Below are 18,125 nucleotides of genomic sequence, written 5' to 3' on the forward strand. Positions count from 1 at the left end.
GCTATAACTCGATTATTTACCAGTTCTAAATGTATTTATAGCAAATAAAAAGGGGTTTTTTGAAAAGGGTATTATTGGTAATTATGTAGAGTATTGGTAGTCATTACTTGAAGTTGCTGCTTAAAAATGGCATTTATCATCTAGTATGTCGTTTTTTGTGTAGTTCTAATAATATGGCATTATAAAAATAATCGATAAAACTATGATAAAACCACAAAGGTGTTTATATGAACAGTTCTGATAATCGAACTCCTATTAATACGATTTCTTCAAAAGCGAAAAAATCTATCGCTATGATGTCGTGGATCGTATTGCTTGCTGGTCTCGCAGCCGTCATTTTCGCTATCTATACTGTGCAGAATATTACCAAAGAAGAGCCCATAGAAACCATCACTCGTGAAGGTGTGGTGACACAAATTCAGAACTTGAATCGATTGGAGACGGTAGCGTTCAGCGTTGATACGGTGATTACTAGTCAGCGTTCAGGCAGTTGGATGAAGCTATGGCAAGATGAGCAAAAGGCGCTATTTATTGCTCGTGGTCGCGTAGAGGCAGGCATTGACTTGAGCGCATTGACACCTGAGATGGTACAAGTGATACAGCCTACCGAGTCGGAAGTAAATGATGCTGAAAACTCTGATGTTAATGCCCCCGTTTCTATTATGCCAAAAATTAATATTACGCTGCCGCCATCAGAGATATTTTCAGTCTATCTAGATGATATTGAGATTTATGATTGGCAAACCGGTGCTTTTGGTATGATGCAAGTCGATCCAAAAATTCTAAAACAAGCACAAAGCATGGCAAAAGCCGAGGTGCTTGAACGTGCTTGCCGCGGTGATGTCATGACAATGGCGTTAGATAACGCGCAAACTCAGTTACAGCAGTTATTTGCATTAACTGGCGCAGTAGTGACGGTCACCACGCAAGGTGCTGGTTCATGTCAGTTGCCTTCAGTCGCTTCAGCATCGGCAACTCCTACGGTTAACAAATAATCAAACCAATTCTCAGCAGATAATGGTTGTATAGTCAGGGAAAATTAATATCGATACATCAAGTACTGCTGATATTAATTTTTCTTGCTTGCTGTGCCTACGCAGACAGAGGCTGCAAAAAATTTATACCAGCAGCACTGTAGCGTTTTTTGAGATATTTTAACTATAGATATTACTCTTTTTTAAATTCAGCAATCGCTAATTGGCGTGCCAGTTTATGCTCAACGATTGACACAGGATAATCAATGTCTGTAAAGGTACCGTTTTTACTCAGTGCCTTGCGCATTTTATCCTCGCTATGCAAGATGCTGGTAGGAATCGATTTTAATTCAGGCAGCCAAGTCTTAATAAATATCCCATCAGGGTCATGGCTTTTAGCTTGGCTAAAGGGATTCATAATACGAAAATAGGGCGCAGAATCTGTACCTGTTGATGCGCTCCACTGCCAGCCACCATTATTTGATGCAAAGTCACCGTCTATCAGCTGCTGCATAAAGTAACGCTCACCCCAGCGCCAATCAATCAATAAATCTTTGGTCAAAAACATCGCGGTAACCATGCGCAAACGATTGTGCATATAGCCTGTCGCATTAAGGCAGCGCATCGCTGCATCGACTAATGGCACACCCGTTTTGCCCTCACGCCATGCTGCAAAAGCATCTTCATCATATGACCAGTTGATTTTCTTATCAGTCTCATTTTTATAAGCCTGATGGCGGATAAGCTCAGGCTTATAATCTAAAACATGGCGATAAAAATCTCGCCAAGCCAGCTCGCTTATCCAGCGGTTGATGTCATTATTGTCACCGCTGTCAAAGTTGTCACCATCATTTCCATGTAATTCCCCTAATGCCTGAGTAGCTTGTAAATAACACACTCTAGGACTGATTGTTCCAATAGTAAGGTAAGCGGATAGCTGACTGGTCGCCTGTAAGCTTGGCACATCGCGGCTCACATCATAGTTATTGATATCATCCGCGATAAAGTGCTCTAATCGATGACAAGCAGCAACTTCGCCAGCAGGATAGGCAAGGCGAGCTTGGCTAATTTGCTTGTCCGTATCTATATATTGATAGGATTCATGAGTTTGTAGATATTCTTGATAGTCGTGGACAGTTTTTTTGCACAATGCTTCTATATCTTGAGTAGTATTTGCGCTGATTTCTGATAATGTTAAATTAACTTGTCTATTACCTATGATGGCAAGTGCTGTATGAATTTGTATGTCACTCACCTCCAAAGTATGCCGCCATTTTTTATAAAATGGGGTAAACACTTGATACATGCTATCGTCATTGGTAGTGATACTTTTCGGTGGTAAGATACATTGGTCATGCCAGCGGATAAACTTAATATCAGTCTCGAGGAGCTTTTTGGTTAATTGCTCATCACGTGCAACCTCATTACCTTCGTACTCATGATTTGCCATCACGCAGCTGATATTATTTGTCTCACATAATGCGCTCAACGCAGCTATACAATCAGTAAAACTAGGGCAGATTTGCATGGTTAAAATGATGTTCAACTGATGCAGTTTTTGTGCGAGGATAGGGAGTGTTCGCGCGATATGATCAAGCTGTGTAAGCGACATATCATGTGCCTGCCACTGCTCAAGGGTAAGAAAAAATACCGCGCTGAGCTGAGCATTGTCTTCGTTTGCACGCTCACAAATGGCAGCCAAAGCAGTATTGTCATGAACGCGTAGATCACGGCGAAACCACATGAGGTAATGCAACTGATGACTATCCTCGACTTTGTTGTGTGAATTATTTTTTATCGCTACCGCCGTTTTAGACATTCATCTATTCCCATATTAATCAATCGCAATCATAAACAAAACTATGAATAAAAGTATGCTAGGATAAGTTTTTGGATGCAATTGATTTGCTCCTTTATTAACAAATCATCATATTCAGTCTTTCGCAAGGTCACCTCATGCACATTAAGTTTTGTGGATTTACTCAACTTGATGATATTAAAGCTGCTGTTAAGCTCAATGCGGACGCCATTGGCTTGGTATTTTACCCGCCAAGTCCTCGTGCGGTTACAATCGAGCAGGCGCAAATATTGAGTGCGGCAGTACCGGCTTTTATCAGTGTGGTGGCTTTGGTCGTCAATATGCCTGAAGATGAGCTTATTGAACTGGCAAATCATGTCTCTTTTGATATTATCCAATTTCACGGCGATGAAACGCCCGAGCAGTGCCGTCAGCTGGCAAGTACCGTCAATAAGCGCTGGATTAAAGCGTTGCGTGTCAATACTGAACAAGATACGCTTGAGAGTGTGAATATGCAAATTGACAGTTTTGCCGCAGCAGGCGCGAGCAGCATTTTACTAGATGCCTACCATCACCATAAGTATGGCGGTACAGGCGTACGCTTTGACTGGAGTCTGATACCGAATGACAGCTCACTACCGATTATCCTAGCTGGTGGACTTGATGCCGATAATGTCGCTGCCACTTTAGATTTGCCTATTTATGCCGTTGATGTCAGCGGTGGAATTGAGTCTGACAAAGGCAAAAAAGACGTTGGCAAAATGCATGCCTTTATGAAATCAGTCAAACGCGACCGATGGCAAAACGAGACGCTTAGCGAACCTTCGAATATAAGTAGTTAGCTTTACTGCTGTCAAATTGCCAAAGCAAACTATGTAAACAGTTTTCCCTATAGTTTTTCCAAAAAACAGCTATCCTAAAAAATACCACTTATTACAGTAGGAATTACCATGAGTCATGTCGCTAACAAAGATGTATCTGCCACCGCACACGCTATTAATAGCTTTACCAATCCAGAAAGCGTGCAAGATTTTAACCAGTATCCTGATGCGCGAGGACATTTTGGCGTCCACGGCGGACGCTTTGTCTCTGAAACCTTGATGGCAGCGTTAGAAGAGCTAGAAACGTTATATAACACAGTCAAGAAAGACCCTGCGTTTTGGGAAGAATATCACAATGATTTGGTCAATTATGTTGGACGCCCAACGCCTCTCTATCATGCCAAGCGTCTAAGTGATGAGATTGGCGGTGCGCAAATTTACTTTAAGCGTGAAGACTTAAACCATACTGGCGCTCATAAGGTCAATAACACTATTGGTCAAGCGCTCCTTGCCAAAATGAGTGGCAAAAAACGTATTATTGCAGAAACTGGAGCAGGGCAACATGGAGTTGCGACAGCGACGATTGCCGCGCGTTTGGGACTAGAGTGTATCGTTTATATGGGCGCGGACGATGTTGAGCGTCAAAAGATGAACGTCTATCGTATGCGCTTACTTGGTGCGACAGTTGTGCCAGTAACATCTGGCTCACGCACTCTCAAAGATGCGATGAATGAAGCCATGCGTGATTGGGTAACCAATGTGGATAGCACGTATTATATTATCGGTACGGTTGCAGGTCCGCATCCTTATCCGCTACTCGTACGTGACTTCCAAGCAATTATTGGTAAAGAAGCGCGTGTGCAACATCTGCAAATGACGGGTAAATTACCAGATGCGTTAGTCGCTTGTGTTGGCGGCGGCTCAAATGCCATTGGTCTATTCTTTGATTTCTTAAATGATAATGACGTTAAAATGTATGGCGTGGAAGCAACAGGCGATGGTATTGAAACCGGTCGCCATTCAGCACCATTAGCTGCTGGTCGTATTGGTGTATTACATGGTAACCGTACTTACTTGATGGCCGATGATGAAGGTCAAATCCAAGAAACCCATTCTATCTCAGCTGGTCTTGATTACCCTGGTGTCGGTCCTGAGCATAGCTTCTTAAAAGATATGAAGCGCGTTGAATACGTTGGTTGTACCGATAAGGAGTCGTTAGAAGGTTTCCATGAAGTCACGCGTAAAGAAGGCATTATTCCGGCGCTTGAATCTGCTCATGCGGTTGCTTATGCGCTGAAGCTGGCTAAAACCATGACTCCTGATCAAACTATTATCGTCAATATGTCTGGTCGTGGCGATAAAGATTTGCATTCGGTGATGAAGGCAGAAGGGATTGAGCTTTAGAGTCATTTTCTAGCTTAAAAGTTATTAGTATATTATTCATTAAGTTTCATAATGCCCTCTATTAAATCTAATAGAGGGTTCACAATATAAATTTATATTATTCGATTTTGAAAAACGCGCTAGATAGCCTATTAAGAAGGGTTTTCCATTATAGAATTTTTTGAAAAAGCAGAGGGTTAGCAAAATGGCAAAAGTCACACCTTCTATGGCAAAAAATCAGATTAAACGTAGCCTATTACAAGTTATAGACACTCATCCTAATAAGTCCCAGAAGCAGCAAGTTTGGAATTACTTTGATAATAAATGTGCTTACTGCAATATAGTTATTGAGCCTAATAGTCGCAAAGGTCATCTTGACCACCTGCATGCTGTAAGAGATGGAGGTAGCAATGACGTTTATAACTTTGTGCTGGCATGCAATATTTGTAATGGTGATGAAAAAAGAGAAATGCCTTGGCGAGAATTCTTAGTTATTAAATGTCAAAATCTACCCAATTCGGTTTATGTAGAACGCTTAGCATATATTGAGAATTGGCATCAGAAATCTCTTATTAGTCAGTTAGATGCTGACTTAGTCTTTCAAGTCGATGCCATTATAGAAACCGCCCAAGCGAGTTTTGAGAATTCTATTAAACAGATGCGTGCCTTACGCGATTCAATGACAACAAATTAATTTTAAAATTATAAGAGACCACTATGACCCGAATTGAAAGCACCTTTGAAACCTTAAAAGCACAAAATAAAAAAGCACTCATCCCTTATGTGATGGCAGGCGATCCCAATCCAAGCAACTTTGTTGGCTTGCTGCATGATTTAGTCAAGCATGGCGCAGATATGATTGAAGTGGGCTTACCATTTTCTGACCCAATGGCAGATGGTCCTACAGTAGCATTGGCAGGCGAGCGTGCATTAGCCGCAGGTACGAGTACACGTGATGCGCTAAAAATGGTCAAAGAGTTCCGTCTGCAAGACACGCAGACGCCAATTATCCTGATGGGTTACCTCAATCCAGTAGAGATTATCGGTTATGATAACTTTGTTGCGCTATGCGAGCAGTCAGGCGTCGATGGTATTTTGATGGTTGATTTGCCGCCAGCAGAAGCGGGTAGCTTTACCCAGCATTTGACTGAGCACGCGATGAATGAGATTTTCTTATTATCACCAACTACGCTGGCTGAACGTCGTCAGCAAGTATTGACCCATTGCGGTGGTTATATCTACTACGTGTCTTTAAAAGGTGTGACGGGTTCAGCAACGCTAGATACTGACGATGTTGCAAAGCAAGTACAAGCAATTAAAGCAGAGACGGATTTGCCAGTATGTGTGGGCTTTGGTATTCGTGATGCGACTTCTGCCAAAGCGATTGGTGCTCATGCGGATGGTATTATCGTCGGTAGTGCATTGGTACAGAACTTTGCTGATATCGATGCCAATGATATCACTGCAGTCGCTAATGCTCAGCAAAAAATTATGGCAAAAATGGATGAGTTACGCGGCGCACTCGATAGTTTATAAGCACCCGCTCAAACAGTTGGGCAAGTTATCGTCACAATATTTATGAGGGTATTTATAACAATGTTTATAAAGACACAGGCAAATGGCTTTGCTAAAGTTAGTTTACGTGTGTAAACTAACATCACATATAAATGGTCACAGTTATGCATTAGCGTGCCTTATAATTGCTAAAGTCATGAGGATATGTGACGATTAAACTGATTCTTATAAATGGACTCTTACGGACAAGTGCACAAGTGAGCTTGCCAATAAGCCTTAGATAATGGCGAATAATATGACTGATACGATGACAAAACCTGATATAAATAATGATAGTACAAGCCTGCAGCAGAATGGCAATAAAGCCGGTCAATCATGGTTTGAGCGCCCGATTCCGGGTATCAAACAGCAATTAACGGCGCAATTGACCGCTGTAGAGACAGAGCCTTCTACAAAATGCAGCAGCTGCCATTCGATCATTACCAATACAGCGCTGATTTTTAACTGTTACGTGTGCCCGCATTGTGACCATCATTTACCGATGAGTGCTCGTGAGCGCTTGAACTGGCTGCTTGATCAAGTAGAAGGCGAGCTTGGGCAAGAGTTTACCGCCAAAGACCCGCTAAAGTTTGTAGACAGTAAGCCGTATCCAAATCGCATGGCAGAAGCACAAGAAAAAACGAAAGAGAGTGAAGCGTTGATTGTGCTACATGGCAAATTACGCAATCTCGATATCGTAACTTGTGCGTTTGACTTCCGATTTATGGGTGGCTCTATGGGCTCGGTGGTTGGCGACCGTTTTGTTCAAGCTGCCGAAAAAGCCCTCGCAGATAGAGTACCTTTGGTCTGTTTCGCTGCCTCTGGTGGTGCGCGTATGCAAGAAGGCTTGCTATCACTCATGCAAATGGCAAGAACAGCAGCAGCAATTGAGCGTTTGAGAATTGCTGGCGTGCCATATATCGTGGTACTGACCAATCCTGTTTATGGCGGTGTGACCGCATCTCTTGCGATGCTTGGTGACATTCACTTAGCAGAACCAAAAGCCATGATTGGCTTTGCTGGTAAGCGTGTGATTGAACAGACAGTACGTGAGACACTAGAAGAGCCGTTTCAACGTGCAGAGTTTTTGCTAGAGCATGGTGTGGTTGACGAAGTGGTACATCGTCATCAAATGATTGATACTATTTATCGTCTGCTGGCAAAACTGTGTAGCGTACCCAACGTTGATGCTCAGTAGGTAGTAAAAATAAAAACACGTGGGTTAGATTCAAGCAGCTGTTTTATAATTTCACTGCATAATGATCGAGCGGCGTGCTAATATCTGCCAAATATGTAAAACTAATGAATAGCATTTATCGTGAATAACGGTAAATGCTATTTTTGCTTTGTAGCAAGCTAGTTATACTCTCTTTATTTTTTTATATAAGTTTTATCTTTTATCTCAAACTTTGATATAGGTTCTGTCCATGTCTGATTCTTTAGCGTCTCATAGCCCCAGTAGTACCCCTGACAACCAAGCCTCTTTAACCGAATGGCTGAATTATATGCAGCAGATTCATGTCTCGGCGATAGATATGGGGCTATTACGAGTACTACCAGTTGCTGAGGCATTGGGAGTCATACAATCAGCCAAAGATGACGCCTATGTATTTACGGTTGCAGGTACTAATGGCAAAGGCTCGACGACTGCGGTCATCGCGCAGATGTGCCAAGCCGCAGGATATAAAACTGCTTTATATCAATCGCCGCACTTGAGCGTTTTTAACGAGCGGGTACGGATCGATGGCGAGATAGTCAGCGATGAAACCCTGATTGCTGCCTTTAGCAAGGTAGAAGCGGCACGGTTGCAATGTGATTTAACATTGTCATTTTTTGAGATGACAACACTGGCCGCATTGTTGATATTCGCGGAAGCGGATTGCGATGTTTGGGTGTTAGAAGTAGGGCTGGGCGGTCGCTTAGATGTGGTCAATATCATCGACCCTGATATGGCAGTGATTACCAATATTGCCATCGATCATGTTGATTGGTTGGGTGATAATGTGGAAGCCATCGGAGCGGAAAAAGCAGGTATTTTACGTGATGGGATTAGCGTCATTTACGGTGCTACAGAGATGCCAAATAGCGTACAGCAAGCGATAGATAAGCATCAGGCGACTTGTTATCAAGTCAGTAAAGAGTTCAGCTATTGTGAAAATAATTCGACTACGTGGCAATATAGCAATGCCGCTGTCACTCTACAATTGCCTCAACCCGCACTGTCATTGACCAATACTGCCAATGCTCTGTCAGCAGTACTTGCAAGTCCCTTAGACGTCGATACCAATGCTATAGAGCAAGCGCTAAAAACAGTTAAGCTTGCCGGTCGCTTCGATTATCGTGAAGTCCATGAGCGTCATTGGCTATTTGATGTGGCGCATAATGATCAAGGCGTTGAGTTTTTATTGGCGCAATTATTACCGCTTTGGCAGCAGCATTTAACACAGCAAAGTACATCTGAACAAGTTAATCAAACTTCAGGTGAACCTGCTACCATTAAAATGTTGTTTTCTATGCTAGGTGATAAAGATATTAATAAAGTGGTGCAGCGTTTGACGACAGCAGGCTTACCAATCAGTGATTGGTTCATCGCTGAAATTGATTATCCACGTGCTGCCACTACGGAGCATTTGCAAGGTATCTTAGCGAGCTATGTCGATGATGCTCAGATACATGAGTTTGCGCGTTTGCAAGAAGCCACTCATGCGATTATAAATGCCAGTCAGCCACAAGATTTGATTGTAGTCTGTGGCTCTTTTCATACGATTGGAGAGGCATTGTCTACGCTTAAAACGCGATAATTTACGTTAAAACATTGACTGTTTGATGTTAGTCTTAGTAATAGCGTGGTGGCAGACAGCATGAAAAATATGCTTTATAATCAAAGTGATTAAAACCTAGCGCATTAGTATTAACACGGATGGAAGCAACTGGCGCTAATAGCTTGCTGATTTAAGCTATCTATAATATAGTTTAAAACAATAACCGCGCCGCCCAATCAACCTTATTACTAACTAAGAGACGTAAACGGATGAATTTTTCGAGACAAGCCTTATTGGGCATTGGGATGATTATCGGTGGTAGCGTGATGCTATACGCCATGGTACAACAAATTGGTGATACCAATAAATCACAGCCGGGATCGGCAATGATCGATCAACCGAGTGCTGAGCCTACGTCTGTACAACCACTGACAACAGATATCGAAACAGAAAAACGTATCTTGGCACAAAAACAAAAAGAGCGTGCCGCTCGCGTTGCAGAACAAGAAAAGCGTGCTCAGCAGTTCTTAACTGAACAAGAAGCGGCAGAGGCGCAAGCATTGGCAAAAGCACGCGCTGAAAGTCAGCAATATCTGGCGAGCACCACACCAAGTATCGAAGATAACGCTGATACTAACAGTACTAATAAAGAGGCGACGAAGAACACACTTGCAACACCTATATCAGCGCCTTCTAGTGCAGAGACGTCCACTGATGGTGCTGAAGCAAAGAAGAAAGCACTAGCGGAGCAGCAGACAGCTGAAAGACAAGCAACTATTAGAGAGCAAGCTGCTGCTAAGAAATTAGCAGATAGCAAAAAAGAAGCAGACGTTAAAAAGCAGGCTGAAGCGCAAGTAGCTGCGGAAAAAAAGCGCGAGGCGGATGAAGCCGCAAAAAAGACCCCACCTAAGTCGCCCTCTGACTATCAAGTCAAAAGAGGAGATGGGCTGATTAAACTGGCACGCCAGTACGATATGCCGGTAGAAGTCTTAGCTCAAGCCAATAATCTCTCACCATCAACATCGCTAAATCTTGGTCAAACCATTACGATTCCATCGCGTAAGCAAGTAGAGCGTTTAGAGCGAGAAGCGACGGCGGCTGAACAGGCACGTGAAGAAAAGCGTCAAAGAGAAGAAGCTTTAGTGAAAAAGTCAGCAGACGCTAAACGTGATGCTCAGCAAAAACTCAGTGAAGCCCGTAAAGAAGTCAAAGAAACCGATGCTAAAGGTAGCTTTGGGGTACAAGTAGCGTTAGCAAACGACCAATCCAAAGCGGATGAGATGGCAAAAAAATTCCAATCTGCAGGTTATCAAGTTAAGACCAGCCCGACGAGTCGCGGTGTACGGGTTATTGTCGGTCCTGAGCGTGGTAAAGTAGCCGCTTTAGCCTTGAAGGATAAGATTAATAGTGACCCTAAAGTGAATACCACCAGCGCTTGGGTATTATACTGGCGCTAGATATTGTTAAACTGCTAAACGCATGATAATGAATGTGGACCTACAATCTTAGTGAGAGTACTTTCAATTATTATCATTTGATGCTTTATAATTAAAACACGACATCTATTGTCGTGTTTTTCGTTTTAGTGTTTGTCCATTTGCTCATACTTAGTTACCATGAGCACCATTTTTGTTTCTCTCTGTATAACCTGTTAGCCCATGAGGGTCGACCTGCTGCAGTTAAAGGTAGTTTGTTATGTTGGCTAGGCTAGCATATAGGCAAACTATCTAACTGCTTAGATATTGCATAAGGTAAAACCATGTCATTTGGCGCTATATTTTTAATATTGGCAGTTGGCTTTTTGGGGCTGATTACCTTACCAAAATTATTTTCTAATAAACAAGCTGTTGAACCAGATCCGACGCCTGTACGCGGTGATGAGTTGGCTATTTGGCCGTTTGCGCCGATGCCTATCATGACCCCTACTGAAGTGATATTTTTTAATAAGTTAAAAAATGCATTACCGGAATATCATATTTTTGTGCAAGTACAGCTGTCACGGATTATCGAAGCGAACAGTAATGAGACGTCTGAGCGCAGTTTTTGGTTCAATCGTATCTGCCGCCAAAGTGTTGATTATGTGATTGTTGATATTGATGCGCAGACTACCTTGGTTGCCATTGAGCTTGATGATTGGACACATAGCAGTAAAGCAAGGCAAAAAGCCGATGACAAAAAAGACAAGGCGCTTGCCAGTGCGGGCATTGCTATCGTGCGTTTTCATGCGGAGCGCATGCCGAGTGCCGACATGCTGAGATATGAGCTGATGCAAGTGATTGAGAGTTATTAAAAGCTATTAAGATGATGATAAAAGCTTAAAGTTTATTTTCTACTTGTTCGGTCTGCTTAGGATAAATGACAATAGGTCTATCGCCTGCAAAATATAAACCTGTTTTTAATATATCGTTTTCAGAATTTTTCAGTGGCGACTGACGGTCATCATAAAAGTCGCGTTTGCTAAACCATTCAATATAATAAGCAGCGCGTAATGTATCAGTATCAATCATCGAAAGATTTGCGCTATCAGTCTTATCGCACCACTCATGCATAGGAAAGCTTGGTGTCAGCCAAGACGGATAAGTAAAGTTACAGGTATTGATGGGCAAAAAGAACCGTCCTTTTATCACGCCATAGCGCTTATCAATTCTAATTTGACCATGATTTTCGGTATCTACCCATACGGTGCGAAACTGCTTGGTTTGCATGTGGGTCATTTTGCGCTGTAGATTGTCCTTGGAGTTGATGCCAACCCAGTTCTCCGGCTCAAACGGTGCTGATCCCATAAAGAACTTAATAGCCAGTTCCCAATGCTCGACCAGATTTTCTGCATGATTATATAAGATTAAATCCAGCTCACCAGTCGTCTGCTTGCCGTTAAATAATTGCACATTATTAGCGAGTGTTTCATACGGATGCAGCTTACGCGCAAACCCATCCTCTAACCAAAATGACAGTAACCCTTCAAAGTGAAAACCCAAACGATTGGGACTTGGACGCGTTAGTAAATAGCGGGTTAGCGCCTGATAGTCATTGGTGGTATCCAACTCTTTTAAACGCTGCTGATATCCTGCGAATTGCTGTTGCCAAAAACTTGCGCTATGTACGGAAATAGCATTAGTGTTTTGGTAAAGCGCAACGTCAAGCCATTTAGTCAAAACGTTTGGGCAAGCAAGCACATACGCCAAATCACGCACATAAGGTCGCTGGTAAGCTTCCCAAGGTGCGTCATTTATAAGGTAAGTCGAGAGGGGCTGAGCGATAGGCTCGGGCATAGGATAAACCATCGTAACGTTGTAGCATTTACCCTAACGGCTCGCTCTATAAAAGTCTATAGGACACGAGTATCAGCTAGGGTAGTGCTCAGTTTATTGACTTTAAAACAGGATATTAATGTGATGAATATGAATGCTGATATCAGGCGGTGATAGTAAGTAAGGCAAAAGAATGCTAAGTATCATTTTTAGTATTGGCAGTAGCCGTTTTGATAAGTTGCTAGGCGCGTTATGCGGTGGCTGTTGTTCTAGATTAGGTGGGATATGATCTTGCTGTGTCATGTTTAGCTCCATGTTATGCCGTTACACAACGGTGAGTAACGGTTCATGGATTTATGTTATAGGTTGTATGGTTATAGCTAAATACTTATGCATGCATAGCGTGTTGTATGCCTGCATACCACAGTATGATAGGTTATGAAAAATCGCCTTTGTTGGCTTGGCTTAACCATCGTTTGATAGTGTCATAAGATGGTTTTTTATCTGTTTCAATGTGCTGTTTAATATATTCGGCTGTTTCAGCAAAAGTAGTGAAGTTCTGTTGATCCATAATTTCTAGGTATAGTTTCTTTTTTTCAGGTCTGGTTTGATTGTGTTTTGACCATCTTTTATTCGCTTTTGTCTTGTTGGACTTTGATAGTTTTTTTTGAAAATCGTTATCACCTCTAACTTCATTTGTTCCTGCACCAAAAACATAGCCAACTAAGTTGATACAGTCACATAGTTTATGAAAGTTCAAGCATTTAAGCTCCTTTGACTCTAAGTAAATATCTTTGTTACTGAGCATAATATGAACAGATAATCCTCTATACATAATAGATTCTTCTTTCTCAAAATCTACACGATAACCCTGTTCTTCTAAAAGTCCTTTGCAGTCTTCAATAGCAATATTCTCTATCTTTTCTATTAGCTCATGAATGATTGATATTCTCTTCCTATCTTTATAACCTACGTCAAAAAAATGACGACTTAGTAAAAAATTAGGTGGGCTATCTAGTAATTCTTTTATAAATACTGTGGGTATAGTTGTTCTATGTTGCAATCTTTCAAACTCTATTCGTTCGGCTTGTTCGAGAATTTTTTGAAGGTCAGCATCTGAAAAACCCTCTCTAGAATTAACCATAATTTACACCTTTACACACCCTTAAATTATAGTAGTTGCAAGTCAGTACCAGCCTAAAGGTGTGTGGCTGGCTGGCTTTTGAGTAATGAATCCTAGCCCTGCTCAAATTTTACTATTTCTTTCTTTAATTATCAGCCAAATTTATCACAAAAAAAAGCCAACCATTGAAAACAATGATTGGCTTCTCTCTTTACTACTATGTTTGGTCGGAACGGCAGGATTTGAACCTGCGACCACTACACCCCCAGTGTAGTGCGCTACCAGACTGCGCTACGCCCCGAATGACTGACTATTTTACGCAAAATTATGTATATTGCAAGAGCTATTTATTTCAGCCAAAATCTACAATGGCATTTTATATATCATAGCCAGTATAACCAATGAGCAGTCAACCTTAACCCAGTAACTCTTTCAGAATTTGGTTGACTTGCTGTGGATTGGCACTACCGCGACTGGCTTTCATTACTTGACCAACTAAACCATTGAAGGCTTTTTCTTTACCGCCGCGATACTCTTCAACCATCGCTGCATTTTTAGCAATGACGTCTTCAACGATGGCTTTGATAGCGCCTGTATCGGTTTCTTGCTTAAGACCTTTTTCCTCGATGATTTTATCTGCTGCATCATCAGCATCGCCGCCTTCGCGCTCATATAAGGCACTAAATACTTTCTTAGCCAATTTGCCAGATAGAGTATCGTCTTTTATGCGTGATAGCATACCAGCCAATTGCTTGGCGCTGATAGGGGAGTCAGTAATTTCCTTATCATCTTTATTCAACGCACCGAGTAGGTCGCCCATTACCCAGTTAGCTGCCATTTTGGCATCTGCTTGCCCAACTTCTGCAACCACATTTTCAAAGTAATCAGCAATTTGACGGCTACCAGTCAAGATACGAGCGTCATATTCTGACAGACCAAGCGCTTCTTCAAAACGCGCACGGCGGGCAACCGGTAGCTCAGGCATCGCTGCACGAATGCTATCAACCGTATGCTGCTCGATACGCACAGGTAGCAAGTCAGGATCAGGGAAATAACGATAATCATTGGCGTCTTCTTTGGTACGCATAACCCGAGTTTCGTCGCGCTCTGGGTCATAAAGCATCGTTGCTTGCACAACTTTACCGCCGTCTTCTAAGATGTCAATTTGACGCTCGATTTCGCGATTGATGGCACGCTCGATGAAGCGGAATGAGTTTAGGTTCTTAAGCTCAGTACGTGTACCAAGCTCGCTTCCAGGCTTACGGATAGAGACGTTACAATCACAGCGGAAGGAGCCTTCTGCCATGATAGCGTCTGAGATACCCAGCCAAGTCACCAGCTGATGAATGGCTTTGATATAGGCAAGCGCTTCGTGAGCCGAGCGCATATCAGGTTCAGAGACGATTTCGATTAATGGCGTACCAGCGCGGTTCAAATCCACACCAGTCATACCATCGACGGCATCGTGTACTGATTTACCAGCATCTTCTTCTAGATGCGCGCGGGTAATACCCATGCGCTTAGGATATTCATTCTTTTCACCTTCATTGACCACGACATCTATATAGCCTTCGCCAACGATAGGATTGGCCATCTGGGTGATTTGATAGCCTTTAGGCAAGTCTGGATAGAAGTAGTTTTTACGGTCAAAGGTATTGAATAACCCCAGCTCAGCGTTGACACCGATACCAAATTTTAGCGCACGATCAACCACACCAGCATTTAGAACTGGCAAGACACCCGGTAAGCCTAAATCTACAATACTGGCTTGGCTGTTTGGCTCGTGACCAAAGTCAGTCGGCGCGCTCGAGAATATCTTACTTTCTGTGTTCAGCTGGCAGTGAATCTCGATACCGATGACCACTTCATAACCATCGACGAATAGCTCTTTACGAACATCGTGTTTGCGAACGGCGTTGTTATCAGTAGTAGTTGCTGTATTCATTATACCGTCTCCTTCGCGATGGTAGAGTGTTGCAGATGATGATCTGTATGCTGCTGGAATAAATGAGCAGTAGAGAGCAATTTGCTCTCTTGCCAATATTGTCCAATCAATTGCAAACCAATAGGCAAGCCTGCTGAGGTTAAACCAACTGGCTGACTAAGCGCAGGTAGACCCGCTAAGTTGACACCAATGGTATAAACATCACCTAGGTACATCGTTGCAGGATCAAGGTCTTCACCAAGTTTATAAGCCGCTGTTGGCGCCGTTGGACTGGCGATCACATCACAGTTGGCAAAAGCATCTTCGAAGTCTTTGATAATTATGCGGCGCACTTTTTGGGCCTTAGTATAATAGGCATCAAAGTAACCAGCAGATAGCGCATAAGTCCCTGACAAAATACGGCGCTGTACTTCAGGACCAAAGCCTTCAGAACGCGAGCGCGTATATAAGTCAATCAAGTCTTTAGGGTTTTCACAGCGATACCCAAAGCGCACACCATCGAAGCGTGATAGGTTTGATGATGCTTCAGCTGGTGCGAGCATATAATAGGTAGCAAGGGTGATCTCTGGATCAGTGATTGTCACCTCTACAATGGTCGCGCCAAGTTCTTCGTATTTCTTTAACGCTGCACGAGCTGCTTGTTCGACTTCAGTATCAAGTCCTTTACTAAAATATTCTTTAGCAACGCCAATACGTAAACCGGCAAACGGTTTATCACCAGCGCTGGTAGCAGCGTCATTTAAATCTTGTACATAATCAGGCATTTCGTATTTGATAGAAGTCGCATCGCGTGGGTCATGACCAATCATTGGCTGTAATAGGAAGGCACAGTCCATGGCACTGCGACCCATACTACCAGCTTGATCAAGACTCGAGGCATAAGCAATCATACCAAAGCGCGAGACGCGACCATAAGTAGGTTTGATGCCCGTTAAGCCGCAAAATGAGGCAGGCTGACGAATAGAGCCACCAGTATCACTACCAGTCGCAACGGGTACAAACCCTGCTGCAACGGCTGCTGCACTACCACCTGATGAGCCACCAGGTACATGTGCTATGTTCCAAGGATTGTGCACCGCACCATAATATGAGCTTTCATTATCCGAGCCCATCGCAAACTCATCCATATTGAGCTTACCAAGGCTGATCATTCCAGCTTTATCAATGTTAGTGACGATGGTCGCATCATAAGGAGAGATAAAGTTATGCAGCATTTTAGAGCCACAGGTCGTCAATACGCCTTGAGTACAAAAAATATCTTTATGCGCCATGGGTACGCCAAGTAATGGGCGTTTGTCCCCTTGTACACGCATCTCGTCCGCCGCTTTTGCTTGCGCGCGCGCTGTCTCAGAGGTATGAGTGATAAAACTGTTGATCTTGCTATCAAGCGCGTTGATACGTTTGATGTAGTGGTCAGTCAGCTCAAGGCTGCTAAATTGTTTGTCTTGCAGACCAGTAATGAGCTGCTGGGTACTTAATAAATGAAGTTCAGACATAAGGTGTCGTCCGTCAAAATGTTAATAGCATAAAGTAAGATACGAAATCAGAGAGCGACAGCCGCCTATTCAATCACTTGCGGTACCAAATACAAGCCATCTTCGACAGCAGGGGCAACCGATTGATTGCGTTCACGATTGATATCGTGTTTAGCGACATCAGCACGCAAATCTTGGCAAGCTTCATGAATGTTTGATAAAGGTTTGATATCAGTGGTATCGACATTACCAAGCGTGTTCATCAGCTTAAGTATTTTAGAGATATCAGCAGCATAGCTATCGGCAGTATTTTCATCGACACCTAAACGGGCAAGGTAGGCAACTTCTAGGATTTCTTCACGGCTGACAGTGTTGTCAGACGTTAATGGTTGCTGTGACATAGTGTCTCCAGTTACGGACAGTTTTTGTTAGAGTAGAATATGACTAAAACAGATAAGCACTAAAATAAGCGACTTATATAAAGATGTAAGTATACAGTGGCTTTATTATAAAGCATCTGACCGAAGTTTACAGAGTAGGACACTTGATTACAGCACAATCTTTACTCACAAGATTGCTTAAAAGGGCTTTATTCACGACTCTTCTATTAAAAAAGGCTCAACTTAATAAGCAATTATGCAAAGCTGACTGGATAGTAAAAAGTTGATGGTCAATAGCTCCCCATTTAATGACGAAATACGTTACAGTGGGTAGCTGCTGCTAAGCAAGTTATCAAGCAAATTACTTAGTAAGTATCATAAGACGGTAGCTGCTTGTGAGTGATTGAATTAAAGGCTGTTTCATTAAAGCGGCTGGTATGGTCTGCGATTTCAAACTTTGTAACAACTTTTAGCGCATAAGCGCAAAATCCTAGCGTACTGATGCAAATATCTGTGTTTTTTTTGAGCCAAATCGGTATAATTTAGCTCAGTTTTTTCATTTCATCATTATAGCTTCGGTTTGACTTGTTACGATGATAAACTCTCGCCACGGGTAATGTCTAAAGACGACCTGCTCAATACTGACGAGTAATCCCTCG

16 protein-coding genes and 1 tRNA gene are annotated in these 18,125 nt (G+C 42.6%); 9 read left to right on the forward strand and 8 right to left on the reverse strand.

The window, feature by feature from the left end:
* Positions 1-227: 227 nt before the first annotated feature.
* Complete coding sequence (locus M0221_RS02455; RefSeq protein WP_483284265.1) at positions 228-995, forward strand: DUF4230 domain-containing protein; 768 nt, start codon at positions 228-230, stop codon at positions 993-995.
* Between the two features lie 172 nt (positions 996-1,167).
* On the opposite strand, the gene M0221_RS02460 is transcribed toward M0221_RS02455, so the two are convergent.
* Complete coding sequence (locus M0221_RS02460; RefSeq protein WP_483284266.1) at positions 1,168-2,793, reverse strand: cryptochrome/photolyase family protein; 1,626 nt, start codon at positions 2,791-2,793, stop codon at positions 1,168-1,170.
* Positions 2,794-2,930: 137 nt separating this feature from the next.
* Between M0221_RS02460 and M0221_RS02465 the strand changes: the two genes are divergently transcribed.
* The 8 genes from M0221_RS02465 to M0221_RS02500 all read left to right on the forward strand — a co-directional run bounded on the left by M0221_RS02465 (position 2,931) and on the right by M0221_RS02500 (position 11,582).
* Positions 2,931-3,614, forward strand: coding sequence for a phosphoribosylanthranilate isomerase (locus M0221_RS02465; RefSeq protein ID WP_483284267.1), 684 nt, complete (start codon positions 2,931-2,933; stop codon positions 3,612-3,614).
* A gap of 180 nt (positions 3,615-3,794) precedes the next feature.
* A complete protein-coding gene (gene trpB, locus M0221_RS02470) occupies positions 3,795-4,997 on the forward strand; it encodes a tryptophan synthase subunit beta (RefSeq protein ID WP_181210862.1) in 1,203 nt (400 codons plus the stop codon).
* Positions 4,998-5,181: 184 nt separating this feature from the next.
* The gene (locus M0221_RS02475) at positions 5,182-5,670 is read left to right on the forward strand and encodes an HNH endonuclease (protein WP_181210824.1); all 489 of its coding nucleotides are present in this window, start codon (positions 5,182-5,184) and stop codon (positions 5,668-5,670) included.
* A 23-nt stretch (positions 5,671-5,693) separates the two neighbouring features.
* Complete coding sequence (gene trpA, locus M0221_RS02480; RefSeq protein ID WP_483284268.1) at positions 5,694-6,512, forward strand: tryptophan synthase subunit alpha; 819 nt, start codon at positions 5,694-5,696, stop codon at positions 6,510-6,512.
* 262 nt (positions 6,513-6,774) lie between these two features.
* Positions 6,775-7,728: an acetyl-CoA carboxylase, carboxyltransferase subunit beta gene (gene accD / locus M0221_RS02485; protein ID WP_181210826.1), complete on the forward strand. Its 954-nt coding sequence runs from the start codon at positions 6,775-6,777 to the stop codon at positions 7,726-7,728.
* A gap of 229 nt (positions 7,729-7,957) precedes the next feature.
* Complete coding sequence (locus M0221_RS02490; RefSeq protein WP_483284269.1) at positions 7,958-9,331, forward strand: bifunctional folylpolyglutamate synthase/dihydrofolate synthase; 1,374 nt, start codon at positions 7,958-7,960, stop codon at positions 9,329-9,331.
* Between the two features lie 230 nt (positions 9,332-9,561).
* Positions 9,562-10,749 (forward strand): SPOR domain-containing protein, encoded by a 1,188-nt coding sequence (locus M0221_RS02495; protein WP_483284270.1) that lies wholly within the window; start codon positions 9,562-9,564, stop codon positions 10,747-10,749.
* Between the two features lie 302 nt (positions 10,750-11,051).
* Positions 11,052-11,582 (forward strand): DUF2726 domain-containing protein, encoded by a 531-nt coding sequence (locus tag M0221_RS02500; protein ID WP_483284271.1) that lies wholly within the window; start codon positions 11,052-11,054, stop codon positions 11,580-11,582.
* 25 nt (positions 11,583-11,607) lie between these two features.
* On the opposite strand, the gene M0221_RS02505 is transcribed toward M0221_RS02500, so the two are convergent.
* From M0221_RS02505 to gatC, 7 genes are all read right to left on the reverse strand, one after another.
* Positions 11,608-12,564: a DUF1853 family protein gene (locus M0221_RS02505; RefSeq protein ID WP_483284272.1), complete on the reverse strand. Its 957-nt coding sequence runs from the start codon at positions 12,562-12,564 to the stop codon at positions 11,608-11,610.
* A 102-nt stretch (positions 12,565-12,666) separates the two neighbouring features.
* The gene (locus M0221_RS02510) at positions 12,667-12,846 is read right to left on the reverse strand and encodes a hypothetical protein (RefSeq protein WP_181210831.1); all 180 of its coding nucleotides are present in this window, start codon (positions 12,844-12,846) and stop codon (positions 12,667-12,669) included.
* Positions 12,847-12,979: 133 nt separating this feature from the next.
* On the reverse strand, positions 12,980-13,687 hold the full coding sequence (locus M0221_RS02515) for a hypothetical protein (protein WP_263240698.1): 708 nt from the start codon (positions 13,685-13,687) through the stop codon (positions 12,980-12,982).
* A gap of 203 nt (positions 13,688-13,890) precedes the next feature.
* Positions 13,891-13,967: transfer RNA gene (locus M0221_RS02520), tRNA-Pro, on the reverse strand.
* Between the two features lie 114 nt (positions 13,968-14,081).
* Positions 14,082-15,611, reverse strand: coding sequence for an Asp-tRNA(Asn)/Glu-tRNA(Gln) amidotransferase subunit GatB (gene gatB / locus M0221_RS02525; protein ID WP_181210833.1), 1,530 nt, complete (start codon positions 15,609-15,611; stop codon positions 14,082-14,084).
* Complete coding sequence (gene gatA, locus M0221_RS02530; RefSeq protein WP_181210834.1) at positions 15,611-17,107, reverse strand: Asp-tRNA(Asn)/Glu-tRNA(Gln) amidotransferase subunit GatA; 1,497 nt, start codon at positions 17,105-17,107, stop codon at positions 15,611-15,613. Before gatA ends, gatB begins: the two co-directional genes overlap by 1 nt.
* A gap of 65 nt (positions 17,108-17,172) precedes the next feature.
* Entirely contained in the window at positions 17,173-17,487 is a 315-nt protein-coding gene (gatC, locus tag M0221_RS02535; protein ID WP_483284273.1) for an Asp-tRNA(Asn)/Glu-tRNA(Gln) amidotransferase subunit GatC, read from the reverse strand.
* Positions 17,488-18,125 lie beyond the last annotated feature (638 nt).

The organism is Psychrobacter sp. ANT206 (genome assembly GCF_056880555.1).